We start from the raw sequence: 25,322 nt of genomic DNA on the forward strand, positions 1-25,322 counted from the left end.
CGGGTCGTGCGGCCTTCAAGCAGGATCGACGGCCCCCAACGGTCGGGCGCTTCGCACAGTAATTTGACCGGGCGGCGGTCCTCCGTCGCCCGCTCCTCATTCGGGGTACCAACGGCATGACCAACGATCGTTCCACTCCAGCGTGCGTGACGCGCGCGCGCCGCATCGGCATCGTCACGTGCCTTGCCGCGTTGGCCTCGCTCGCGCCGATCGGCGCTCCGCTGGCCGCGCAGACGCGTCCCTCCGCCGTACCACCCTCGGCCACACCGGCCGGTGCCTTCACCAGCATCGACTGGCGCCTCCTCGCCGGCCTCGACTACGAGACAGGGAAGGCGTCGGACACGCTCAAGAAGCTCGATGGCCAGCATGTCCGCGTCCCCGGCTTCATCGTGCCGCTCGACGACGCCGATCAGGAGGGGGCCGAGTTCCTGCTCGTCCCGTACTATGGCGCGTGCGTGCACACGCCGCCGCCGCCGCCGAACCAGATGGCGTTCGTGCAAATGGCGGGACGCAAGTCGGTGAAGCTCGGACTCTTTGACGCCGTCTGGCTCGAGGGGACGCTCCGCATCACGAATTATGACTCGCCCTATGGTCAGGTCGGCTACCAGATCGAGGCGACGAGCATGAAGCCGTACACGGGTCGGTGAGTGGTCCGGCCGCCTCCGGCCCGGCCGTCGCGCTCCACGACGTCCGCTTCGCCTATCGTGGCGGCCGCGACGTGATCGACATCCCCGCGCTCGAAGTGGGGCGCGGCGAGCGGCTCTTCCTCCATGGTCCCAGCGGCAGCGGCAAGACGACGCTGCTCGGCCTCCTCGCCGGGGTGCTCGCGCCGCGGAGCGGCACCATCACCGTGCTCGGCACGGCGGTGAGCACCCTCTCGAGTGGCGCGCGCGACCGCTTCCGCGCCGAGCACCTCGGGTACGTGTTCCAGATGTTCAACCTCATCCCGTACCTCTCCGTGCGGGACAACATCACGCTGCCGTGCAAGCTGTCGGCGGCGCGGCGCGCACGGTTGCGCGGAACGGCCCCGGAGACGGAGGCGAACACCCTCGCAGCGCGCCTCGAGATCGCCGGACTGCTCGACGAGCCGGTGACGGCGCTCAGCGTCGGACAGCAGCAGCGCGTCGCGGTGGCGCGCGCGCTCATCGGCGCGCCCGAGGTCGTCGTCTGCGACGAACCGACGAGCGCGCTCGATGCGGACCGTCGCGATCGCTTCCTTGAGTTGCTCTTCGCACGCTGCGAGGAGGCGGGGAGCGCGTTGGTGTTCGTGAGCCACGATCTCGGCCTCGCCTCCCGCTTCGCGCGGACCGTCGAGTTGCGCGACGTCAACCGTGCCGCCGCGCCCGTCGTGAGCGGCGACCCCGAGGCCGCGCGATGAGCGTGCTCCTCGCGCTGGCCTGGCGCTCGCTGCGCAACCGGCGGCTGATCTCCACGCTCACCATCGCGAGCATCGCGCTCTCGGTCGCGCTGCTCGTCGGCATCGAGCATGTGCGCCTCGGTGTGCGCGAGAGCTTCCAGGGGACCATCCGCGGCACCGACCTGATCGTCGGCGCGCGCGGCGGCACCACGCAGGTGCTGCTCTCCACGGTCTTCGGCATGGCGACGCCGAGCGGCACCATCTCGTGGGCGACGTACGAGCGGTGGGCGGCGCATCCGGCGGTGAAGTGGACCATCCCCTTCGCCCTGGGCGACGCGCACAAGGGTCACCGGGTGATCGGCACGACGGCGGCGTTCTTCGAGCAGTATCGGTTCCGTGACCAACACGTGACCTTCGCCTCGGGCCACGCCCCGGCGACCGCGCACGAGATCGCGGTCGGGAGCGAGGTCGCGGAGCGGCTCGGCTACGCGGTCGGGGATTCGGTGGTGCTCGCGCACGGCGTGGCGGCGGTCTCGTTCGCCGAGCACACGGCGCACCCCTTCATCGTCAGCGGCGTGATCGCGCGGACGTTCACGCCGATCGACCGGGCGCTCTACACCACGCTCGACGGGCTCACCGAGATGCACGAGACGGAAGAGGCCGCGGGCGGCCTGATGATGGGGCCGCCGCCGGCCCCGGTCGCGCCCGGCGCCAAGCCGCCCATCACGTCGTTCCTCGTCGGGACGAAGAACCGGGTGGAGACCATCCAGCTGCAGTTCGAGATGAACCAGGACCGCACCGAGCCGCTCACGGCGATCATTCCCGGCGTGGCCCTCGCGCAGCTCTGGCAGACGATCGGCAGCGCCGAGGTGGGGCTGCGCGTGGTGGCGCTGTTCACGGTGCTGGTGGGGCTCATCGGGATGTGCGTCGCGCTCTATGCCTCGCTGGAGTCGCGACGGCGCGAGATGGCGATCCTGCGCGCGGTGGGCGCCGGTCCACGGGCGATCGTCTCCCTGCTGGTCTTCGAGTCGGCCCTCCTCGCGACGACGGGCGCGGCGACCGGGGTCCTACTCGTGTACAGCGTGATCGCAGCGGCGCGCTCGGCGGTCGAGGCGCGGTTCGGGCTCGCCCTCACGCTACACGCGCTCGGCGCGGTCGAGTGGAGCTACCTCGGCCTCGTCGTGGTCGCGGGGACGCTTGTCGGGGTTCTCCCGGCATGGCGCGCGTACCGGTCCTCATTGGCTGACGGGCTCTCGCCGAAGCTGTAAGTTCTCCGGACCACAATTCCCTTCTGAGGAGTCGCTCGTGTCCGTTCGCTCGCTGCTCGCCATCGTCCTGCTCGCCGGCACGGCCGCCGGTCCGCTCGTCGCACAGCCGGCTCGTCAGGCCGCGCCGATCAATCGCGATCGCTCTGCCGACCCGATCCCGAGCGCCGAGTGGCCCGCGTACATCCGGCGCGACGCCGCGACCAACGCCGGCGTGCTGCGAATCGTCGAGGAAGGGATGCGGCGCTCGCAGTCGCAGACGCTCGCGCAGGTGCTGCTCGACCGGCACGGCCAGCGTCTCACGGGGTCGCCGCAGTCCGATGCGGCGCAGGATTGGCTCGTGGCGACGTACGAGTCGTGGGGCGTGAACGCGCGGCGCGAACAGTACGGCACGTGGCTCGGCTGGGACCGCGGCGTCACGCACGTCGACCTGGTGAGCCCGCGGGTCCGTTCGCTCGAGGCGACGGCGATGGCGTGGAGCCCCGCGACGCCGGCGCCGGTGGAGGCCGAGGTGATCACCTATCCGTCGGGGATCTCGACCCCGGAGGCCTTCGATGCCTGGGTGCCGAATGTCCGCGGGAAGGTCTTCCTGATGAACGTCCCGCGTCTCTCGTGCCGCTCGCCGCAGCAGTGGCAGGAGTTCGGCACGAGCGAGGAGATCGCGCGCGTGAACGAGGCGCAGCAGCAGATCCAGCTCGAGTGGAACCAGCTCAACGTCGCGATGAGCGGGGGCAAGTCCGTCTGGCAGAAGCTCAAGGAGGCCGGCGCGGTCGCCGTGTTCACCTTCCAGTGGTCGAACTACCCGGGCATCAACAAGGTCTTCGGTTCGCCCAACCAGACGCTCCCGACGTTCGCGATCGGTTGCGAGGACTACGGGCTGCTGTTCCGGCTCGCGCGCAACGGGCAGGGCCCGAAGGTCCGCGCCTTCACCGACAGCCGGCTCCTTGGCGAGCGCCCGGTGCACAACGTGATCGCGGAGATGAAGGGGACGGAGAAGCCGAACGAGTACATCATCCTCTCGGCGCACTTCGATTCGTGGTCGGCGAGCTCTGGCGCGACCGACAACGGCACCGGCACCATCACGATGATGGAGGCGATGCGCATCCTGCGCGCGGTGTATCCCAACCCGAAGCGCACGATCATCGTCGGGCACTGGAACGGCGAGGAGCAGGGACTGAACGGCTCGCGCGCCTACAGCGAGGACCACCCCGAGGTGGTGAACGGTCTCCACGCGCTGTTCAACCAGGACAACGGCACCGGCCGCATCGTGAACCTCTCCGCCGGCCCGATCGCCGGCGCGGGTGACCGCCTCGCGGGGTACCTCCGCGAGATCCCGAACGAGTTCACGCGCTACATCCGCTTCCAGCCCGTGAGCGGCCAGGCGACCGGCGGCAGCGACAACGCGAGCTTCGCCTGCTACAAGGCGCCGGCCTATGGCACGGGCGCGCTCGGCTGGGACTACTCGTTCACCACCTGGCACACCGACCGCGACAGCTTCGACAAGGTCGTCGAGTCCGACCTGCGCCACAACGCGACGCTCCTCGCGATGCTGGTGTACCTCGCGAGCGAGGACCCGACGTTCCAGCCGCATCAGGTGATCGACCCGCTGCCCGCCGCCCCGAACGGACAGCCGGGCGTGTGGCGCGAGTGCGTGAAGGCACAGCGGCAGGTGCCGGCGGCAGTACGGTAGTCCGGAGAATGCCGCACACCGTCAGTCCGCCACTTCGATCGCGAATGACTCCGCCGCAGGTGTCCCGACCCCTGAGGTTGGCGGTCCTCGCGAGCGCACTCGTGATGTCCGCGCCCGCGGTCGCGGCGCAACAGGACATGTCGACGTTCGACTCGTGGCGGGTCACGCGTTTCGGAGACGAGACGCTGCCGTCGGGGATCATCACGTCGATCACCGCCGCGGCGTCCGGTCGCATCTGGGTCTCGACGTCGCGCGGGATCGCCTGGTTCGACGGGTGGCGCTTCGTGCAGGGGCGGACCACGCCGAACACACTCAACCGCGCGGCCAATGCGATCCTTCCGATGACCGGGGATTCGGTCGTCGTGCTGATGAATCGCATCATGTACGTGGGGGACACGGCCGGATTCGTCCAGCGGCCGGTCATCGTGAACGGCACGGAAGAACAGGTCTTGAGCGCCGTGCACACCCGGGACGGGTTGCTCCTCGTCGTGCCCTACGCCGCGACATCCGACTCCGTGCACCTGATGCGATGGACCCCGAGCGGCGCGGTGCATGTGGACGCACCGGCTCCCCTCGGGAGCCGGACCGTCGTCTCCCTGCATCCCGCGCCGGATGGCGGCGCGTGGCTCAACACGGGGTTCGCACTCTTCAGGTTGCGTGACGGCCGCTGGGAGTCGCACCTCGACGGCCGCGGACGCGTGCTGCGCGTCGAGCACCTGATCGAGACCACCGCAGGTGAGGTGGTGGCCAACATCCTCGGGGCCGAGGGTGGGAACGGGGTGTGGCGATGGACCGGTCGCGGACGACCGCGCCGGGAGACGGGCGAGGGGGAAGACGCCCTGCTCGATCTGACGCTGGATGCGCAGGGACACCCGCTGGCGGTGCACGGTGGCGGCTACATCCGGCGGCGCGTGACGAGCTGGACGCCCTACGCGCGTCGACCCGCGGATGTGGACGATGCGCGCACCGTGCACGAGGACGACGTTGGCGATGTGTGGATCGGGACGGGCGAGGGACTGCTGCTCCTGCGCGCCCTCGCACCGCTCTGGAGCGGGCAACCTCAGGGCTTCCCGAGCCGCCGCGACCGCGTCAACGCCCTCGCGCGCGCGCGCGATGGTGCCCTGTGGGCCGGCACGGGCGACGGAATCGACATCTTCGAGCCCACTGGCGCGATTCGCCATATCGGCGAGGCCGCAGGCGTTCCGCTGGGGGCCGTCACGACGCTGGCGCGGGACTCGTCCGGGAACATGTGGGTCGGCAGCGGAGCCAGCATCGAGGGTGCCTTGCGCTGGAACGGCCGCACCTGGCAGCACTTCACCGCGCGAGATGGCCTGCGGGCGCCGCGCGTGCACCGGATCGTCGTGAGCCGCAGTGGCACCGTCTGGTTCTTGGGGATCGGCCTACCGGACGGCGCGCCGGATGACGGACCGGGTGCGTTCAAGTTCCAGGACGGTCGCTTCACCGCTTTCGGAGTCGACTCGGGGCTTCCCTCGGGCCGGGTGTACGACTTCGCCGAGGCGAGCGATGCAACCCGTTGGTTCGGCACGATCCGCGGGCTCAGTCGCCTGCGTGCGGGCACCTGGACGCACTGGAGCACGCGGCGCGGCCGGACCGCGACGCGCGCGTTCCGGGACACGCCGTTCAGGGTGTTCTCGCTGGACGTCGATACCGCCGGGGTGCCGTGGTTCGGCGATTCGCAGGGCGATTTCCCGTACGGGCTTGGCACGGTCGAGGCCGACACGCTTCGCTTCATCGGCATCAACGACGGGCTGGTGAGCAACGCCGTGCAGAGCGTGCGCGCGGGCGACGACGGCACGGTATGGATCGGCACCACGAACGGCCTGTCGGCGATGAACGCTGGTGTCCTGTACCGTTTCGGAACGGACGGAGGGCTCGGCTTCCCGCACATCTGGCCCATCCTACCCGAGTCGCGTGTCGTGACGGTCGGCACGCTCGGGGGCGGCATTCGCCGCCTCGCGCTCGATGCCACTGACGTTCCCGCCCCTCGGGTGGTGATTCAGCCGCCCACCATCGGGACGAGTGCGGCCAACGTGGCATGGACCCCCCTCGCGTGGCGTGGGACGATCCCCTCCGAGCGCATCGAGACGCGCCACCGCATCGATGGCAAGGCGTGGAGCGGCTGGTCCGCCATCCATTCGGCCGTGTTGTCGCTCCCCGGTGGCCGACACACGCTCGAGGTGCAGGCGAAGGGGCTCTTCGCGCGCACGGACGGCCCCATCACCGCAGTCGAGTTCGACGTCCCCGGTCCGATCGTGACGCGCCCCGCGTTCCTCATCCCGGTCGGGGCGCTGCTGCTCCTCCTCATCGCCCTCTCGGTCGCCAGCGCACGGCGCCAGCGCCGCGACGCGGCGGTGCTGCGCGAGAGCGAGGGGCGCTTCCGCGCGCTCGCCGGTGCCACGACAGAAGGCATCGCGATCTCGGTGGGCGACCGCATCGTGGAGGCCAACGAGCAGCTCCACCGCATGCTGGGCCTGCCCGACGGCTCGCTGCGCGGGCGGGCGGTGCCGACGGTGCTCGGCCCCGCCGCGGCCCCGGCCGCGGACGATGCCGCGCGCGCGACGACGCTCCAGCGGGCCGATGGCGAGCGATTCCCGGCGGAGGTGCGCGAGCGCGTCGCGCCGTATCTCGGCGCCGAGGCGCGCATCGCCGCCGTGCAGGACCTGTCGGAACGCGTCGCGGCGCGGCGCGCCCTGCGCGAGTCCGAGGAACGCTTCGAGACGATCTTCCGCAAGAGCCCCACCGCGATCGTCCTGACCACGTGGCCCGAGGGCCGTTTCGTCGACGTGAGCGAGGGGTTCGAACTCGCATCCGGCTACTCGCGCGACGAGCTCGTGGGACGGTCGGCGACGGAACTGGACCTCTATCACCACACGGACGATCGGGACCGTCTCCGGGCGGCGCTCGAGCGCGACGCGAAGGCGGGCGGCGCCGAGGTGCTCATGCATCGGCGCGACGGGACGCTGCGGAGCCTCCTCGGCACGTTCGTGCGCCTCGAACTCGACGGCCGCCCGCACGTCCTCGGTGCGCTGACCGACATCACCGACCGGCGCACCCTCGAGGCACAGCTGCTGCAGTCGCAGAAGATGGAGGCCGTCGGGCGGCTCGCCGGCGGCGTCGCGCACGATTTCAACAACCTGCTGACGGTCATCCTCGGGCACGCCGACCTGCTGCGCAGCGCGGTCCACGAACCCACGGCGCTCGCCGACATCGGCGACATCCACGCGGCCGCGCAGCGGGCGGCCGACCTCACGCGCCAGCTGCTCACCTTCGCACGGAAGCAGCGCATCTCGCCGCGCATCGTCGAGCTCGGCGGGCTCGTGCAACGGACGCAGCGCATGCTCGCGCGGCTCCTCGGCGAGCGGATCGCCATCGAGGCGCGCATCGAGGCCGACCTGCCTCAGGTGATGGTGGACGCCGGGCAGATCGAGCAGGTGATCGTGAACCTCGCGGTGAACGCGCGCGACGCGATGCCGCAGGGCGGCCGCCTGACGATCGAGGCCACGACGGTGGAGCTCGACGAGGCCTACGCGCGTGACCATGCGCACATCACCGCCGGCCAGTACGCGCTGATCGCGATGAGCGACACCGGGATGGGCATCCCCGACGACGTGTTGCCGCGCATCTTCGAGCCGTTCTTCACGACCAAGGAGGTCGGCGAAGGAACGGGGCTCGGACTCTCCATCTGCTACGGCATCGTGCGCGAGGCGGGCGGCCACATCGCGGTATACAGCGAGGTCAACAAGGGGACGACGGTGCGGATCTATCTCCCGGCGCGCCCGCAGCTCGAGGAGGATGTCGCCGAGTCCGCCCCGCCCGCCATCGTCGGCGGAACGGAGGTCGTCCTCGTCGTCGAGGACGAGGCGTTGGTCCGCGCCCTCGTCGAGCGGACGCTCCGCTCGCTCGGGTACACCGTGGTGAGCGCGGGCAGTCTCGCCGACGCGCTCGCCGCGGTGGACCGGATGCCGATCCCGCCGCGCGTCCTCGTCACCGACGTGGTGCTCCCCGGGGCCGGCGGACCGGAGATCGCGCGGGCCCTCCGCGCGCGGCTCCCCGAGATCGCGGTGCTCTACATCTCCGGCTACACCGAGCGCGGCTCCTCGTCGACGACCGCCCTCGATGCGCCCCTGCTCTCCAAGCCCTTCACGGCGGCGGAGCTGGCGGCGGCGATCCGGCGACAACTGGACGACACAGCCTCCCCCTGACCGTCCAGCGGGTCGGTGCCCCACGGCGTGGCATCCCTGTGACCTGGGTCGTTGGTCGCCGGAGCTCCCACGGCGTAGGTTAGGGGGAGATGCCACCGTTTCGTCGGCTCCGCGCTCGCCCCCGCACGATCCTCGCCGCCCTCGGGCTCGCGGGATTGTCGTTGCTCTCCTGTGGCCGTGAGCTCACGGGCCCGGAGCGGGGACTGCGCGTCGCGAGCGGGCTCTCGTTCATCGGGCAGTATCCGGGGCCGCTCGCCTCGGTGGCCGAGGGAGCGGGGTCGGTCGTGCCCTTCGAGCGCGTGCGGATCGTGTTCCGGCGCAGCGACGGCAGCGCCGCGCTCGATACCGTCGTGAACTTCCCCTCGAATGCGGACTCGATCGCCCTCGACCTGCGCCTCGAGCTCGCGAGCGACGCGCCGCCACAGGGCGAGGCGCTCGCGCTCTCCCTCGCGTACATGAACTCGGCGGGGGACACCGTCTTCCGCGGCGGACCGATCCCGGTGGTGGCCCAAGTGCGCGCGCCGGGGGCGCCGCCGCCGGCCCCGGCGCCGGTCCCGCTCACCTACACCGGACCGGGCGCCAACGCGACGGCGGTCGTGATCGCCCCCGAGACGCTCACCGTCACGGCGGGTGACCCCTTCAGTTTCAGCGCGGTCGCGCGCGACGGCCAAGGCAACGCCGTCACCGGCACCCCGATCGTCTACACGACGCTCGATCCGGCGCGGGCGACGCTGACGTCGCAGAGCGCGGGCAGCGGCACGGCCACCGCCCTGCGCGGCATCGCGCGCATCGAGGCACAGCTGCCCACGGGCGCGGCGAGCGACACGGCCTACCTCGTCGTGCTGCCGCGCCCCGGCGCGCTCGCCGTCGTCAGCGGCGGTGCACAGTCGGGGCTCGCCGGCACCGCGCTCGGCCAGCCCGTCACCGTGCGTCTCACCGCGACCGACGGTCAGCCGCTCGCCGATCGCGCCGTCTCCCTCGCGGTGACGAGCGGCGGCGGCAGCGTGACAGCGCTCGACACACTCACCGACGCGACCGGACTCTTCCGCTTCTCCTGGACGCTGGGCACGGCCGGCGCGCAGAGCATCAGCGTGAGCAGCGCGGGGGTCACCACCATCACCGTCGGGGCGACCGCCGCGCCGAACGGCGCGGTGCGGATGGTGATCACCCAGGAGGTCGGCGCGACCTATCAGGCGGGCGACAGCATCCCGGCGCTCATCGCCGAGGCGCAGCTGGTCGATGGATCGCGCGACACGACCTTCGCCGACTCGGTGTTCCTCGGCTTCGCGATCAACCCGACCGGGGCGGCGCTCGTCGGCGTCACCCGGGTGCGCGCCGTGGCCGGTGTCGCGCGGTTCGAGGATTTCCGCCTCCAGCGCGCCGGCACCGGCTACCAGCTCCTCGTGGGGCGACCGGGTCTCATCGCCGACACCTCGACGGCAATCGCGATCACCGCCCGGCCCGCGAGCAGTCTGGACCTCGCGTCGGGCGGCGGTCAGACCGCCGCGCCGGGGTCCCCGCTGCCGTCACCGATCATCGTGCGCGTGACCGACCCGTACGCCAACCCGATCGCGGGGGTGATCGTCAGCTTCGCGACCACGAACGGAACGCTCGGCGCCGCGGCAGACACGACCGACGCCACTGGCGCGGCGAGCACCACGTGGACGCTCGGCGCCGTCGTCGGCACGCAGTCGATGACCGTGACGGCGAGCGGGCTCGCGGGCTCTCCGCTCACCGTGAACGCGAGCGGCAGCGCCGGCATCGCGACGACCACCCTCGCGCCGCAGCTCGACACCCTCACCGCGATCGGGGCGTCACGCCTGCTCGTGCCCACGTCGCGCGATGGCGCGAACAACGTCACGCCCGGCTCCTACACCTGGCTCTCGCGCGATCCCGCGTTCGTGAGCGTGAATGACAGTGGCCGCGTCGTCGCCGTCGCCAACGGCGCCGCCTGGGTCGTGGCCACCGAGGCGGGCGGCACGCGCGACTCGGCCCGCGTGGTGGTCGACCAGCGGCTCGCGACCATCCGCGTCTCGCCCGATCCCCGCACGATCTACCTCGGTGCCTCGTTCCAGTTCTCCGCGGTCGCGGTCGACGGGCTCGGTGTGGCGCTCACGAACCAGCCGACCTTCACCTGGACGACGGCGTCGGGATCGATCGCGTCGATCAGTGCGACCGGCAACGCGACCGGCGTCGGGCTCGGCGGGACGCAAGTGCGCGCGACCGCCGGAGCCGTCACCGGCGTGGCGAGCCTCACGGTGCTCACGCCGATCACGCGCATCGCCGTCGTGCGCGACTCGACCGGCTTCGCGGTGAGCGACACCTTCTCGCTGGCGGCGTTGGCGCGGACGCGAAGCTACCGCGCGGTCGCCTACGACACGCTCGACGTCGTGATGCCGGGCGTCACGTTCGCCTGGGCATCGTCGAACCCGTCGGTCGCGAGCCTCGACTCGGTGGGCACGGCGACGGCGCGTGCGCTCGCGGTGGCCAACGGCTTCACGGCGGTCCGCGCCACCGCGCAGGGCGTCGTGGGCACCGCGGCCCTGACCGTCGCGCAGGTGATGACCGCGGTCGAGCTCTCGCCGGCGAGCGTGAGCGTCGCACCGCAGGGCTCGGTGGTGCTCACGGCGCGCCGGCGTGACGCGAACGGGTTTTTCATCCCCGGCGGCACCTTCACGTACGCGTCGGCGGACGGCGCGATCGCGACGATCTCCGCGACGGGCGTGGTGACCGGTGTGGCGGTGGGCGGGGCGACCGTGACCGCGACGAGCGATGCCGTGACGTCGTCACCGACGACGGTGACGGTGACCAACAGCGTGCCGGCGATCATCTCGTTCGGACGCGACACGCTCGCGATCGGGCGCTCGGCGGTGAATGCGTCGATCCCGGTCTATCTCAGCCGCCCGAACGGCGCGCCGGTGACGGTGACCCTCGCCGTCGCCGACACCTTCGCCTTCTTCTCGACCGCGTCCGTCACGATCCCGGCCGGGCAGACCGCCGCGGCGGCGAACCTCAACGGGCGCAACGCGGGCACGACGCAGGTGTTCGCGACCGATGGCAGCGCGACAGGCTACGCCGGCGACACGGCGGTGCTCGCGGTGCAGGCGTCGGTCCGCTTCACGAACGCGAACTACTCACTGCTCGTGAACGACGAGCTCTCGACGCAGGTGCTGCTCACCGATCCCTCGCCGGCGGGCGGGACGTTCATCACATACACCTTCGGTACGCCAGGTCGCGCGACGGTGTCGCCGGACCCGGCGTTCATCCCGGCGGGCCAGCTCGCGGCGAACGTGGTGCTGCGGGCGACAGCGGCGGGCGGGACGACGGTGACCCCGGCGGCCACGGGGGTGACCGGGACCGCCTCGTCGATCAGCACGCTCGCGGCGGTGCTCACCCTCTCGCGCCCGTACACGAGCGTCGGCGTCGGGCAGTTCCGCAACGACTGGTACGTGTACACGCCGCAGAACGTGAACACGCCCGTCGCGGTCACGCTCACGAGTTCCGATTCCGCCGCGCTCCGCCTCGACCAGCCGGTTGTGACGATCCCCGCCGGCAGCAACTACGTGTACTTCACGACGCGCGGCGAGGCGCCGGGCGCGTCGACCATCACCGCGACGGCGCCCGGCTGGACCGTCGCGAGCCTGCCGATGACGGTGACGTCGCCGCAGCTCGGGTTGGCGGGCGGCGGGACGCTCAACACGACGAATCCCGAGGTCGGCCTGACGGTGTACGCCGAGGATTCGACGAACACCGCGCACTGGCGCTCCAACGCGCTCGCGATCACGGTGTCGTCGAGCGACACGACCGTGATGCGCGTCAACACGCCGAACGTCGTGATCGGTGCGGGGCAGTACTTCACGAGCACGCTGCGCGTGATCCCCGGCGGCACGCCGGGCACCGCGTGGATCCGCGTGACGGCGAGCGGTCATCGACCGGACTCGGTGCTGTACACGACGATCGGGCCGCGGCTCCGGAACCAGCTCGCGACCGCGCGCGTGGGCGCGGGGCAGAACCGGCCCGACCACTACGTCTACACGCCGAACAACGTGACGTCACCGCTGGTCGTGCGCCTCGCCTCGAGCAATCCGGCGGTCGCGACCGTCCCCGACTCCGTGGTCATCCCGACCAACACGAACTACGCCTACTACACGCTGCGCGGCATCACGCCCGGTACGGTGCAGATCGTCTCGACCGCGGTCGGCTACCAGCCGGACACGGTCGGGTTCCTGATCACGTCACCCAAGCTTTATGCCACGGGAGGCGGGACGCACAACAACTATGCGCCACCGGTCGGTTTCACCGTGTACTCGGCGGACACGTTGAACCAGGCGCACTACGCCACGGACACCATCCGGATGGCGTTCAGCTCGTCCGACACGACCGTGATCCGCGTGACGGAGGCGGACACCATCCTACCGGGCGAGTACTACACGTCGAACGGTCGCGTGAGCTTCGTCGGCGTCGGATCGGCGTGGGTGCGGGCGACCGCCCCCGGCATGCGCGCGGACTCGATCCTCTACACCGTGGTCCAGCCGCGCATCCTGTTCAGCTTCGAGACGTATCGAATCGGACGTCGCCAGTACCGACTGCCGACCGACTTCTACGTCTATACGCCGAATAACCCAGCCACCCCGCTCAACGCGACGATCACGCAGTCGAACGCGACGGCGGACTCGCTCACCGGCACGGCGCTCACCATCCCGACCAACCTGAACTACGCCTACTTCGGCTTGGCCGCGCGACAGACGGGGATCGACACGCTCGTCGTGACGGCGCCGGGCTACCTCCCCGACACGGCGTACGTGATCATCACCAGCCCCCGTCTCGTCGGCGGCGGGCTCTCGGCGAACGTGACGACGACCACACCGCCGCAGGCGACGACGATCTACGTCGCGGACTCGGTCGGCGGCTACCACTATTCGCTCGACACGCTCCTCTTCAGCGCGAGCTCCAGCAACGATGCCGTGGTGCAACCCGACAGCGTCGGATTCCGGCTTCCGCGCGGTGCGTACTACGTGCAGCCGCGCGTCCGCTTCGTCGGCCCGGGCACGGGGAGCATCACCTGGAGCGACTCGCTGGGGACCGGCTATGGCAGCGTCACGTCGAACACGGTCACCGTCACCGGCCCCTCGCTCAGCTTCGTGAACTCGTATCCGGTGCTCGGCATGCGGCAGTACCGGCTCGGCACCGGCGCCTACGTCTCCATCCCCAACGCGATCGGCGCGCCCCTCGTCGTGCGCCTCGTCTCGACCGATCCGGCCGTGGCGACGGTGCCCGACAGCGTGATCATCCCGCCGGGCCAGAACTACGCCTATGTCGACGTGCGCGCTCAGAGCAGCATCGGCACGGTCCAGTTGCAGGCGACGGCCCTCGGGTACGCCAGCGCGTCGACCACGCAGCAGGTCACCGCGCCGCGCTTCCTGATCTCGACCACGACGACGCTGCGCACGACGCAGCCCGCACCGAACCTCTCCGTCCAGGCCGCGGACGCGAACGGATCGGCGCACTACGTCTGGGAGCCGGTCACCGTCACGCTCACCTCGTCGTCGCCGACCACGGCGTCCATCGATAGCGCGTCGGTGGTGATCGCGGCGGGCAACTACATCAACAGCACGGCGCGCGTGCAGCCGTTGACACCCGGCACGACGCAACTCACGGCCAGTGACGCGCGGATCGAGAGCTACCGCTACAACGAGGCGAACGTCACGGTCTCCGTCGCGATCCCGACGCTCGGATGGAGCGCGGGCGCGTCCCCGCTCCGGGTGGGTCTCGGACAGTGGAAGGAGCCGTATCCCTCGACGCCGGACTACATCGCCGGTCCGCTGACGGTGACCATGAGCCATGCGACGGCGACGAGCACCACGGCGCCCAGCGCGATCATCCCGAACGGTGGCTACTACGTCTACACGCGCGTGACCGGCGCCGCGCCCGGCGCCGACACGATCACCTTCTCGGCGCCGGGGTACAACAACGTCCGCGGCGCGATCGACGTCGCACCCGGCCGGATCGACGCGCTCGGGAGCTGGCCGACGACGCTGGCGAGCGATTCGATCCAGGTGACGCTCTATGCGCGTGATCCCGATGGCAACGTGACGAACGTGGCCGCACCGACCAGCTTCGCCATCGCCGTCGCCGGGAGCGCGCTCGAAGCCCGGAACGGGGGCGTGGCGATCACCTCCGTGACGATCCCCACCGACGCCCAGTCGACGACCTTCTGGTTGCGGCGGCTCGCGAACGGCACGGCGGTCGTCACCATCACCAATGCGCACTACGTCACGCAGGTCGCCCCGACGGTGACCGTCACGGGAGCCCCATGATGACCCTGCTGCACCCATCTGCCGGGCGCGCGCTCCGTCTGCTCCTGGCCGCACTGCTGACGCCGCTCGCCTCGGTGGCGGCCCAGACACCGGCCCCGTTGCCCCCCGCGAGCCCGCCGCCGCCGGCCCCGGTCGTGCAGCCCGCCCCAGCGGCGGCTCCGATCCAGCGCGCGGCGCCGCCGCCGGCCCCGGTCGCACGGTCGAGCGAGGCGGCCCCTGCCACGCCGGCCAGCACGGCCGCCGCCCCCGCCGGCGCGACGATGCGCTGCAAGGACGGCCTCTGGCTCACGGGCGCCGCGGCCCCGAATCGGTGCGATCGGAACGGCGGCGTGGCGGTCATCCTCCCCGTCCGCACGCCCCCGCCTCCGCCTCGGGCGCCCTGACCCCCCGACAGGACTCGCGCGCGACCGCCGTCCAGTGACACGTTCCCCGAGTGCCGTGCGTATGGCCGACACTCCCCTGACCGGACCCTCGTGCGCTTCCGCCGTTTTCTGACCTGGTGCTGGGCCGCGCTCGTCCTTGGCGTCGGCCTCACCTACCTTCTCCATCCCGAGCTCTTCACGGCCGAGCAGTTCCAAGCCCTGCTCACCCGCTGGGGGCCGTGGGCGTTCCCGGGGTTCGTCGTCGCCTCCGTCCTCCGGGGCCCGCTGCTCATCCCCAGCACGCCGGTGGTCATCGCCGGAGGAGCCTTCTTCCCCGAAGCGCTCCCGGCAGTCCTCGTCGTCTCCATGCTCGGGATCGTCCTCTCCGCCACCCTGCTCTATCGCTTCCCCGGGTTCGCGGGATACGATACACTGCTGGCGGAGCGCTACCCGGAGAAGCTGGACCACCTCCGGACGCGCCTCGTCGGCCCGGGCGCCACCTGGTTCGTGGCGCTCTGGGCCTTCACTCCGGTGGTGCCGACCGACCTCATCTGCTACGCGGCCGGCCTCGTCCGGATGCCGTACCGGCGGATGATCGCGGGGATCATCATCGGGGAGCTTCCCTTGGTCACCGGGTACATCCTCCTGGGGACGAAGTTGCTGGACTTCCTCCCCATCTGAGGGGACGCGTTTGATCGAGCACATCAGGCACATCAAGACGTCGGGGACGATCGTGGGCAGCTCGCCGTTCCTGGTGAGCCGCATGCTCCGCGCGATCGATTTCGCGCGCGCGCGGACGATCGTCCAGCTCGGGGTCGGGACGGGGTGCATCACGCGCGGCCTGCTCCGCCGCATGCGGCCCGACGCGCGGCTCATCTCGCTCGAGCTCAACCAGGTGTTCGTCGAGGAGAACCGCGAGATCGACGATCCGCGGCTCACGCTTCTCCAGCGTTGCGCGAGCACCCTTCCCCGGCTCGCGGTGGAACTCGAGCTCGGGCCCATCGACTACATCGTCTCCAGCCTGCCGCTGGCGATCATGAACTCGGTGGTGGTCGAGCGGATCCTCCGCGACTCGGACCGTCTCCTCGCGCCGGACGGGATGTTCCTGCAGTACCAGTACTCGCTGTCGCAGCGCCGGGCGCTCGAGCGGCGGTTCGGGGATGTGCGCGTGGGGTTCACACTCGCCAACATCCCGCCGGCGTTCGTGTACGAGTGCTCGCCGCAGCTGGCGCAGGCAGCGGCGCTCTAGCCCGCCCGGCAGCCGTGAGGCGCGGGCGGGGCCTAGTGCCTTACCCTCACGGCGCCGGCGTGCGGATCGCGCGCACGTTCGCGACCCACTCCACCGCCAGGCCCCGGGCGCGCAACCGCGCGACGAGCGCGTCCTGGTCCGCCTTCACCTGCGGCGTGCCGAGGATCGCGAAGTAGAGCCAGCGATGCGTCGGCGAGTAGACGGCGAGCGCGCCGCTGAGATCCGGGAGCTCGAGCCGTTCGAGCCAGAGCGAGTCGCTCCCGACGCGCACCCAGCGGCTCGCCTCCACAGTCGACGCGCGCGCCGCGCGCGTGGCACCGAGCATCGCGCGGAGCATCGGGACCGCGCCCGGCGCCACGTGAAGGGGGAGGCGCTGCTCCGCGAACCAGCCGGCGCCGCCATTGCTCGTGCTCGGCATCGTCACGATCCCCGCACCGACCTTGGTACCCGTCGTGCGCTCGAGCCAGGCCGCCGTCTTCGCGGCCGCGCCCTTCGATTGTCCCGTCTCGATGAGCACCCAGCTGCCACCGACGCGCAGCGCCGCACTCGTGCCGATGAACGGCGGGAAGGCGACGAAGGCGCTGTCCGCGACCTGGGTGGCGTCGAGGGACGCGTCCCACATCGGACCGCGCTGGGTCGCCAGATACTGCGCGACGATCGAATCGGCGATGGCGAACGAGTCCGGCGGCGCGGGCGCATTGAGCACCGCAGAGATCGCCGTCATCCGCTTGTACGGGCGCCCGACGCGCCGGATGTCGCGCTGCATCGGGTACATCACGCCCGGCGGGAGACGCCGCCATCCGGAGAACCACACCTCCACCTCCTGCACACCGTAGGGCGCGAGGCCGAAGTCGGCATCCTCGTCGGCGGAGAAGCGGACCATCGCCAGCAGCCCATCGCGCTCGCGGATCGCCCAGGTCGCCGGGAACCCGTCGACGGTCGCGCTCATGCGCCGGTGCAGGGCGCCATCGATCGTCGTGTCCGCGACGCGGCGGAGGTCGCGGGCCTCCCGGGCGAGGAGCAGCGTGCGCTCGGGCGCGAAGGCGAAGAGCTCACGGCGCTCCTGCACGTACGCGCTGTTGAGCGCCATCGCCTGCGTCGCCCCGCCGGGACCGGCGAGGGTGCGGCCGGCGACGGTGTCGCGGACGATGTCGACCGCGGCCCCGGACGGGATGAACGCCCGTGAATTGCGCCATGAGGCCGTGGCGTAGTCGCGCAGGTCCTGGTGTCGCTCGTACGACGGTCCGTCCGCGAACGGGTGCGTGCCGAAGTGGAACCGTTGCCACTGCGTCATCACGTCGAGGCGCGCGGTGCGGATGGCGCGGAGCGCGGAATCGCCGCCCTGACGCGTGATCGCCTCGTCGAGGATCGCGACGGCCGCGACGCGCGCGGGCGGGGTGGCCTGCGCCGCGAGCGCGGCGGGCAGGAGGAGCAGGGCGGCGAGGAGGCGCATGGGTCCCGTGGAGGTGGTCGGGTGAGATGTCGACAATCGCCGTACGGGGGGCGAATACGAAGGGTGTCGGGGCGAGCCGTTCGCTCCGAGTGCCGAGCCGCGTGGCGACCCGGTCCTCGAACGGCACACGGCGCTCCTGTCGACTTCGCCGCACGGAGTGCAAGAGGGCAGGCCGAATGGCCTGCCCCCGTCACCCTCCAGCCTTCGGCCGCGCTTCAGCGATTCGCCTTCGCGAACTCGTCCCTGAGCGTCTGCATCATCTCCCCGCGCTTGTCGTAGAGCCGCTTCAGCTTGCGTGGCTTCCGCTTGGCCAGCGCGTAGCTCGTGAGGATCGGCAGCGCGATGGTCGAGTCGAGGTAGCAGACCACCGCATCCGGCAGCTTGTCCGGGTCGATCTTCCCCCAGCTCACCGCCTCGGCCGGCGTCGCGCCGCTCAACCCGCCCGTGTCCGGGCGCGCGTCGGTGATCTGCAGGAAGTAGTCGTGCCCCTTCTCGTCGATCCCGAGCACCTCCTGGATCTGCGGCTCGGTCTGGAGCATGAAGTTCTTCGGCGAGCCGCCACCGGCGATGAGCACCGCACTCTCGCCGCCGCTCCGCTTGGCGTGCAGCACGATGCTCGCCGTCTCGTTCACGTCCTGGTTGGGGTCGATCACGCACGTCCCGCCCTCGAGCTGGAGGGCGGCGATGTTCATGCCGATGCTCGAGTCGCCCGGCGAACTGGTGTAGATCGGCACGCCGCAGCGGTAGGCCGCGGCGAGGAGCGACTTCTGCGGGATGCCGAGCGCCTTCTCGCGCTCGACGAGGTACTTGCCGCAGAGGTGGTGGAACTCGGCGCTCGACATGGTGCGCTGGAACTCGGGCGCGCGGATGATCTTGCGGAAGAACGCATCCGTGGACAGCAGCACGTCATAGTCGAAGAAGACGTCGTAGATGCGGACGACGCCTTCCTCGCGCAGCTGGGTGTCGCTCGCCTGCGGGTTGCCGCGGTGCATCGACAGGCCGAGCCCGAAGTGCGTGTCGTGGTAGAGGTTGGCGCCGGTGGAGATGATCCAGTCGACGAAGCCGGCCTCCATGAGCGGGATGATGGTGCTCATCCCGAGGCCCGCCGGCGTCAGCGCGCCGGTGAGCGTCATGCCGACGGTCACGTTCTTCTCGAGCATGAGCTGCGTGAAGAGCTGGCACCCCTCGCGGAGGCGCCCCGAGTTGTAGCTCTGGAACGCGCCCTCGACGAGCTGCACGACCGTCTCGGTGCCGTCGAGCTTGCGCGGGTCGATCTTCTTGCCGCGCAGCAGCGGGCTCACCGCCTTGGTGCCGACCTTCGTGCTCTTCGCCTCGCGCTGCTCCGCGGCGCGCTTCTGCTCCGCCTTGTTGCCCGCGGCGCTGGCGCGTGTCGCCTTGCCGTCGCCGTGACGGGATGCCTTGAAGCCCCCGCGCGCGCGCTCCTCCTTCTTCGCCATGCTATCGGTTCTCCGCCCGCTTCCGGGCCGTCTTGAGCTGCAACTCGTAGGCCTGCTCCACCACCCGCGCCGCCTCGGCGGGATCGTCGGTCACCACCATCAGGTCCATGTCCCCGGGCGAGATCTTCCGCTCGGCGAGCACCCGGCTGTTGAGCCAGCGCACCAGCCCGGCCCAGTAGTGCGTCCCGAAGAGCACCACCGGGAACTGCGAGATCTTCCCCGTCTGGATCAGCGTGAGCGCCTCGAAGAGCTCGTCGAAGGTCCCGAAGCCGCCGGGGAAGATGATGAACGCGCTCGAGTACTTGATGAACATCGTCTTGCGGACCGCGAAATAGCGGAAGGCGACGTTCGTGTCGACGTAGGGATTCGTCCCCTGCTCGAACGGCAGCTCGATGTTGCAGCCGATGCTCGGCGCGCCCGCGAGGCGCGCGCCCTTGTTGGCCGCTTCCATGATCCCCGGGCCGGCGCCGGTGATGATCGAGAAGCCCTTCTCGCCGAGGAGCTTGCCGACCTCGACCGCGGCGAGGTACTGCGGGTCATCGGGATGCGTGCGCGCCGAGCCGAAGATGGAGACGCCCTTCTCGACCTTGGCGAGCTTGTCGAAGCCCTCGATGAACTCGCCCATGATGCGCATGACGCGCCAGGGGTCGGTGCTCCGGAAGTCGGCCTTGGGGCCGCCCGACTGCAGGAGCCGGGCGTCCTCGGTGAGCGCCCACGCCATGTCGCCGATGGCGTCGTCGGTGGCGGCACGCGGGACGATGCTCTCGTCGACGGTGGGGAAGACGCCGGAGGCGCGCCGCCCCTCGTCGATGCGCGCCTTCAGCGCGGCGACCGATTCGTTGCCGGCATCGGTGATGCGCGCGGGATCGACGCGGTTGCCCCCGGCGGAGCGGGGAGCGCGCGGGCTCGGCTTGGTGCGTTTGGGTGCCATGAGGGATGAAGTTTACCTTGCGGCGTGACCGCCGTCATCCTCGTCGCCGACGGAGTCCGCCCCGACACCCTCGCGGCGGCGATCGACGCGGGACAGCTCCCCGCCCTCGCAGCGCTCCGGCGCGATGGGGCGTCGCACGTGGTCACCTCCGTCTTCCCCTCGGTGACCGGACCGGCGTACGTGCCGTTCCTCATGGGACTGCATCCGGGCGAGGCGGGGATCCCCGGCATCCGCTGGTGGGACCGTGCGGGCACGCGCGCCTATGCGCATGGCAACGCGCGGAGCTACGTCGGGTTCGAGGCACTGCGGCAGGACGGCGACCTCACCATCGCACATCCGACCCTCTTCGAGCTCGCCGAACGGCCGCTCGCGGCGCTCACGCCCATCGGGCGCGGCCTGCGCGACGACGCACGACTCGGCGCGGGGATCGCGTCGTGGCCGCGAATGGCGTGGACGCACTTCCGCGGGGATACGCGTGGCTGGCTGCGCCTCGAGGCGGCGCTCGCCGACCGCGTCGCGGCGCGTGCCGCGACCGGTGCGCATGACCTCGTGCTCTTCGCGCACCAGTGCATCGACAAGTTCTCGCACCTCCGCGGGCACGACGCGCCGGAGGTGCTCGCCGCGATGCGCGGCGTCGACGATATGGTCGCCCGCCTTCGCGACGACGCGGCGCGCGCCGGACGTCCGCTCGACCTCCTCGTCGTGAGCGACCACGGGCACTCGCCGGTCCATGCGCACCTCGACCTCGCCGACCTCGTGCGCGCGCGCGGGCACGGCGTGCTCGCGCACCCGTGGACCTTCGCCGGTGGCGACGACGTCGCGGTGATGGTGAGCGGCAATGCGATGGCGCACCTCTACCTCGAGCTCGGCCGCCGCGAACGCCCCTGGTGGCCCGTCCTCGGTCGGCAGTGGGGATCGCTCGTGGCCGAGCTCGGGGCACACCCTGCGGTCGACCTGCTCCTCCTGCCCCACGGGCCCGACTCCTGCGAGGTGCGGTCGGCGACGCGCGGTGCGGCGTTCGTGCGGCGCACCCGGCGCGGCGGCCTGCGCTACGAGCCGACCGACGGCGATCCGCTCGAACTGGCGTCGGCGCTCGACGCCTCCGGCACGCTCGGCGGCGAGGCGGGGCTCGATGCCGACGCGGCGTACGACGCGTCGCGCGGGACGACCTATCCGGATGCTCTCACGCAGGTGCTCGCGCTGGCCGGATCGCAGCGCGCGGGAGAGATCATCGTCTCGGCGGCGCCGGGCTGGGACCTGCGATCCCGGTGGGAGCCGATCCCGCACCGCTCGACCCACGGTTCGCTGCGCCGCGAGCACCTCCTCGTCCCGCTACTGACCACGCTCGTGCCGGATCGCGTGCCGCGGCGGACAGCCGACGTCTTCCGGCTCGCCCGTCAGGCCATGGCAATGACGCGCGCGTAGAGCCGCTCGAGGCGATCCGCGAGCGCGCGCTGCTGCTCGCGCAGCACGTCGAGACGCGGCCGTTCGCGGCGACGCAGGAAGAAGCGCCGCGCGGCCTCGAAGGCCTGTTGCCGGCGCTCCCCCACCGCGAGCGCCGCGAACGCCCAGAAGGGCTGCGCGACGAGCGCGAACAGCGCCCACCCGAGCCCGAGCAGCGGCCAGACGGCGAAGGCGACGGCGAGGAACCAGAGGCCGAACACGACCGCGCCCACGAGCACGCGATACGTGACGAGCGTGTCCGGGCCCTCGGAGGCGGACATCTTCCCGGCGATGGCGGCCGTCACGGCGCGCGGGGGCCAGAAGACGACCGCGCCGACGAGCGACACGGGCAGCACGACCGCGAGCGGCACGCGCGCGACGGTCCACTCGACCGCCTCGCCGATGCGCACGTCGTCCTTGAGCTCGGCGGGGCTCAGCCCGAGCTGCCGCAGCTCGCGCAGATGCGCCTGCAGCTCGCCGGCCACCGCGCGCCAGTCGGCATCGCCGCCGCCGCGGAGCGCGAGAAGCGCCTCGCTCGTCATCCGCAGCCGCTCGACATGCGTCGCCGGATCGTGCGCGATCCCGCGCCGCTCCGCCGCCCACACCTGCTCGGCGCCGCGCACGAGCGGCTCATCCTCCCAGGCCTCGAGGTTGACCGTCACCGAACGCATCGCGGTCTCGATCCGCCGGGTGAGCTCTCGCACCGCCTCGCGGTCCTCGACGCCGGCCACGAGGAGGTCATCCCACCGGAAGGGATCGGTGATGATGATGTGGGCCTCGCTGCGGAACGCGTCGCGGTCGCGGAAGACGAGCCCCATCGCGATGATCGGGAAGTCGTGCCCGATGATCTGTCCCGCGCCGATCGCGATGCGCGCCGCCCCCGTCTTGAGCGGCGCGAGCTTGGACGACGAGTGGCTGATGCCCTCGGGGAAGATCCCGACGGCGTCGCCGGCGGCGAGCACCTTGTGCACGTCGCGGAACGAATCGAGGTTCTGCGCGAGCTTGGTCGGGTCGTCCTGCTGCCGGTACACCGGCACGGATCCCACTCCCTTCACGAGCCATCCGATGAGCGGATCGCGGAAGAGCGGTTCCTTCGCCATGAACCGCACCGTGCGGTCAGCGGCGACGACGACGAGCGCCGGATCGACGAGCGAGTTGTTGTGGTTGGCCACGAGGAGGACCGCGCTCTCGCTCGGCACACGTGCCCCCGCCACCGTGACCCGATAGTAGGCCCGGATGGCGAGGTTGGAGATGACGTTCATGGCCCAGGGGAACCGCATGGGCCGGAATGTACGGACTCGTCAGGCCGCGCGCTTGTGGTACTGCTGCACCGCGACCGTGAGCACGAGCGCTCCCGCGCCGGCGAGGAACACGAGGTCCCGCCAGACGTCCAGGAGCCCCGATCCCTTCAGCATCACCGCCCGCACCACCGTGATGAAATGCATCATGGGATTGGCCCGCGCGATCCACTGCGCCCAGTCCGGCATCGAGGCGACCGACGTGAAGAGGCCGCTCATGAGCAGGTAGACCATGAGCACGGAGAAGTTGACGAACATCGCCTGCTGCTGCGTCTCGGTGACCGTCGAGACCCAGAGGCCGATCCCGAGTGCGGCGACGAGGTAGAGCCCCGCCCCGGCGTAGATGAGCAGGTACGACCCGCGCATCGGCACGTCGAACACGACCCGCGCGACGGTGAGGCCGATGGTGAGCAGGAGGAGGCCGAGCACCCAGAGCGGGATCAGCTTCGCGGTGATGAACGCGGTGCGCGTGATCGGCGTGACGTTGAGCTGGTCGAGCGTCCCGATCTCCTTCTCGCGCACGATGTTCATCGCGGTGAGCAGCGTCCCCACGATGGTGAGCAGCTGCACGAGGATCCCCGGCACCATGAAGTGGCGGTAGTCGAGTTCGGCGTTGTACCAGCCGCGCCGCCGCACCTCCACCTGCGGGCGCCCGCGGACCGCGGGCCGCTCGTGCCGCGCGAGCGCCACCGCCGTCGCGGGCACGAGGCGCGCCCCGAGCTCGGCCCCATAGGCCCCGAGGATGTCGCGGGCGTACGCCTGCGTCAGTCCCGCGGTCTGCCCGTCCTCGGCGTTGAGGATGAACTGCACCGACGCTTGGCGGGTGCGCACGAGGTCGCGGTCGAAGCCCTCGGGGATGACCAGCACGAGCTCGACCTCGCGACGGATGAGGGCTTCGTCGCCGAGGGCGGTGCTTCCCGATGCCTGCTCCGCGACGAATCGGCCCGAGGCGGTGAGGCGGTCGATGACCCCGCGCGAGGCGCTCGAGTGGTCCTGGTCGACGATGTGCATCCGCGCACGCTTGAGCTCGAACGTCGCCGCATTCGACAGGATGATGAGCTGCACGATCGGCATCATGAAGAGCATCCGGACCAGCGCGGGGTCGCGGAAGATCTGCGTGAACTCCTTGCGGAGCAGGAAGCGGAGCATGCGCATCAGGCGAGCCTCGCCTTGAACGACCGGGTGGCGGCGACGAGCAGCACGAGCAGCATCGCGGTGAGGATCGCGAGCTCGTGCCAGACGTGGACCACGCCGGCGCCCTTGAGCATCACGCCCCGCACGACGACGATGAACCAGCGCGCCGGGATCACGTTGGAGACCACCTGCAGGGGCAGCGGCAGGCTCGCGATCGGGAAGATCAGCCCGCTGAGCAGCGTGCTCGGCAACATGGTGCCGAGGAGCGCCCCCATCATCGCCGTGAGCTGCGAACTCGTCCGTGCCGCCACGAAGACCCCGATCGCGAGGCAGACGAGCGCATACAGGGTGCTCGCCGCGAGCAGCAGCACGAGGCTGCCGCGGAAGGGGACGTCGAAGATCAGCCAGGCCGCGAGCAGCGCGGTCACCACGTTCGCGAACGCGAGCAGCAGGTAGGGCGCGACCTTCCCGACGATGATCTGCCAGGGCCGGAGCGGCGAGACGAGGAGGATCTCCATCGTCCCCCGCTCCTTCTCGCGCGAGAGCGAGATCGCGGTCATCATCGCCGAGACGAGCGTGAGGATGAGCGCGATCAGCCCCGGCACGAAGAGGTTCACGCTCTCGAGGGTGGGGTTGAAGCGCATCCGGACCTGCTGGTCGATGCGCACCGGCCGCGCCGTACCGGGAAGCGTGGCCTGCCAGCCCGCGAGCACGGCGGTCGCGTACGTGCCCATGGTCGCACCGGAGTTGGGGTTCGACGCGTCGACGATCAGCTGCAGCCGGGCCGGCGTCCCGTCGGCGAGATGGTCGGCGAGGCCCGGCTCGATCACCAGCGCGACGTCGATGGCGCCGCGACGGAAGAGCGCGTCGATCGCCGCGGTGCTCGGCGGGACGGGAACCAGCGTGAATCGGTCGCTGCCCTCGAACCGCGCGCGCAGCGCGTGCGTCGCCGCGTCGGCGACGGGGGCGACCATCGCCAGCCGGATCTCGCGGATGTCGGTGCGGATCGCGAAGCCGAACAGCACCACCTGCGAGAGCGGAAGCAGCAGCAGGATCGTCAACGTCTGCCGGTCGCGCAGGATGTGCCGCAGCTCCTTCACCACGAACGCGCGGAGCGTCCGCATCCGGTCGACGGCCTTCATC

At 71.1% G+C, this 25,322-nt stretch carries 16 protein-coding genes; 10 read left to right on the plus strand and 6 right to left on the minus strand.

Translation table 11 applies throughout. The features are described from left to right. Nucleotides 1-116: 116 nt before the first annotated feature. The 9 genes from IPJ78_04120 to IPJ78_04160 all read left to right on the plus strand — a co-directional run bounded on the left by IPJ78_04120 (nucleotide 117) and on the right by IPJ78_04160 (nucleotide 16,463). Nucleotides 117-647, plus strand: coding sequence for a DUF3299 domain-containing protein (locus tag IPJ78_04120; protein ID MBK7905731.1), 531 nt, complete (start codon nucleotides 117-119; stop codon nucleotides 645-647). After that, nucleotides 644-1,378 (plus strand): ATP-binding cassette domain-containing protein, encoded by a 735-nt coding sequence (locus IPJ78_04125; GenBank protein MBK7905732.1) that lies wholly within the window; start codon nucleotides 644-646, stop codon nucleotides 1,376-1,378. Before IPJ78_04120 ends, IPJ78_04125 begins: the two co-directional genes overlap by 4 nt. Then, nucleotides 1,375-2,625 (plus strand): ABC transporter permease, encoded by a 1,251-nt coding sequence (locus tag IPJ78_04130; protein ID MBK7905733.1) that lies wholly within the window; start codon nucleotides 1,375-1,377, stop codon nucleotides 2,623-2,625. Before IPJ78_04125 ends, IPJ78_04130 begins: the two co-directional genes overlap by 4 nt. A 37-nt stretch (nucleotides 2,626-2,662) precedes the next feature. Further along, on the plus strand, nucleotides 2,663-4,312 hold the full coding sequence (locus IPJ78_04135) for a M20/M25/M40 family metallo-hydrolase (GenBank protein ID MBK7905734.1): 1,650 nt from the start codon (nucleotides 2,663-2,665) through the stop codon (nucleotides 4,310-4,312). Between the two features lie 104 nt (nucleotides 4,313-4,416). Continuing rightward, nucleotides 4,417-8,535: a PAS domain S-box protein gene (locus tag IPJ78_04140; GenBank protein ID MBK7905735.1), complete on the plus strand. Its 4,119-nt coding sequence runs from the start codon at nucleotides 4,417-4,419 to the stop codon at nucleotides 8,533-8,535. 89 nt (nucleotides 8,536-8,624) lie between these two features. Next, on the plus strand, nucleotides 8,625-14,852 hold the full coding sequence (locus tag IPJ78_04145) for an Ig-like domain-containing protein (protein ID MBK7905736.1): 6,228 nt from the start codon (nucleotides 8,625-8,627) through the stop codon (nucleotides 14,850-14,852). Then, a complete protein-coding gene (locus IPJ78_04150) occupies nucleotides 14,852-15,235 on the plus strand; it encodes a hypothetical protein (GenBank protein MBK7905737.1) in 384 nt (127 codons plus the stop codon). Before IPJ78_04145 ends, IPJ78_04150 begins: the two co-directional genes overlap by 1 nt. Nucleotides 15,236-15,325: 90 nt before the next feature. After that, nucleotides 15,326-15,895, plus strand: coding sequence for a VTT domain-containing protein (locus IPJ78_04155; protein MBK7905738.1), 570 nt, complete (start codon nucleotides 15,326-15,328; stop codon nucleotides 15,893-15,895). A gap of 10 nt (nucleotides 15,896-15,905) precedes the next feature. Beyond that, nucleotides 15,906-16,463 carry a methyltransferase domain-containing protein gene (locus tag IPJ78_04160; protein ID MBK7905739.1) on the plus strand — a complete coding sequence of 186 codons (558 nt, stop codon included), beginning with the start codon at nucleotides 15,906-15,908 and terminating at the stop codon, nucleotides 16,461-16,463. Nucleotides 16,464-16,509: 46 nt separating this feature from the next. Here IPJ78_04160 and IPJ78_04165 read toward each other — a convergent pair whose 3' ends face one another. The 3 genes from IPJ78_04165 to IPJ78_04175 all read right to left on the minus strand — a co-directional run bounded on the left by IPJ78_04165 (nucleotide 16,510) and on the right by IPJ78_04175 (nucleotide 20,094). Continuing rightward, nucleotides 16,510-17,916, minus strand: coding sequence for a hypothetical protein (locus tag IPJ78_04165; GenBank protein ID MBK7905740.1), 1,407 nt, complete (start codon nucleotides 17,914-17,916; stop codon nucleotides 16,510-16,512). Between the two features lie 215 nt (nucleotides 17,917-18,131). Then, nucleotides 18,132-19,373: a deoxyhypusine synthase gene (locus IPJ78_04170; GenBank protein MBK7905741.1), complete on the minus strand. Its 1,242-nt coding sequence runs from the start codon at nucleotides 19,371-19,373 to the stop codon at nucleotides 18,132-18,134. Between the two features lies 1 nt (nucleotide 19,374). Next, nucleotides 19,375-20,094 carry a TIGR00730 family Rossman fold protein gene (locus IPJ78_04175; protein ID MBK7905742.1) on the minus strand — a complete coding sequence of 240 codons (720 nt, stop codon included), beginning with the start codon at nucleotides 20,092-20,094 and terminating at the stop codon, nucleotides 19,375-19,377. A gap of 234 nt (nucleotides 20,095-20,328) precedes the next feature. Between IPJ78_04175 and IPJ78_04180 the strand changes: the two genes are divergently transcribed. Next, the gene (locus tag IPJ78_04180) at nucleotides 20,329-21,729 is read left to right on the plus strand and encodes an alkaline phosphatase family protein (protein ID MBK7905743.1); all 1,401 of its coding nucleotides are present in this window, start codon (nucleotides 20,329-20,331) and stop codon (nucleotides 21,727-21,729) included. On the opposite strand, the gene IPJ78_04185 is transcribed toward IPJ78_04180, so the two are convergent. Genes IPJ78_04185 through IPJ78_04195 form a run of 3 tightly spaced genes read right to left on the minus strand, consistent with a single transcriptional unit; the run spans nucleotide 21,702 to nucleotide 25,321 of the window. After that, nucleotides 21,702-23,027: a 1-acyl-sn-glycerol-3-phosphate acyltransferase gene (locus IPJ78_04185; GenBank protein ID MBK7905744.1), complete on the minus strand. Its 1,326-nt coding sequence runs from the start codon at nucleotides 23,025-23,027 to the stop codon at nucleotides 21,702-21,704. The two genes, IPJ78_04180 and IPJ78_04185, sit on opposite strands and share 28 nt — an antisense overlap. Before the next feature lie 21 nt (nucleotides 23,028-23,048). After that, nucleotides 23,049-24,200: an ABC transporter permease gene (locus IPJ78_04190; GenBank protein ID MBK7905745.1), complete on the minus strand. Its 1,152-nt coding sequence runs from the start codon at nucleotides 24,198-24,200 to the stop codon at nucleotides 23,049-23,051. Continuing rightward, complete coding sequence (locus IPJ78_04195) at nucleotides 24,200-25,321, minus strand: ABC transporter permease (GenBank protein MBK7905746.1); 1,122 nt, start codon at nucleotides 25,319-25,321, stop codon at nucleotides 24,200-24,202. Before IPJ78_04195 ends, IPJ78_04190 begins: the two co-directional genes overlap by 1 nt. Nucleotide 25,322 lies beyond the last annotated feature (1 nt).

Source organism: Gemmatimonadota bacterium (assembly GCA_016714015.1).
GTDB lineage: Bacteria > Gemmatimonadota > Gemmatimonadetes > Gemmatimonadales > Gemmatimonadaceae > Pseudogemmatithrix.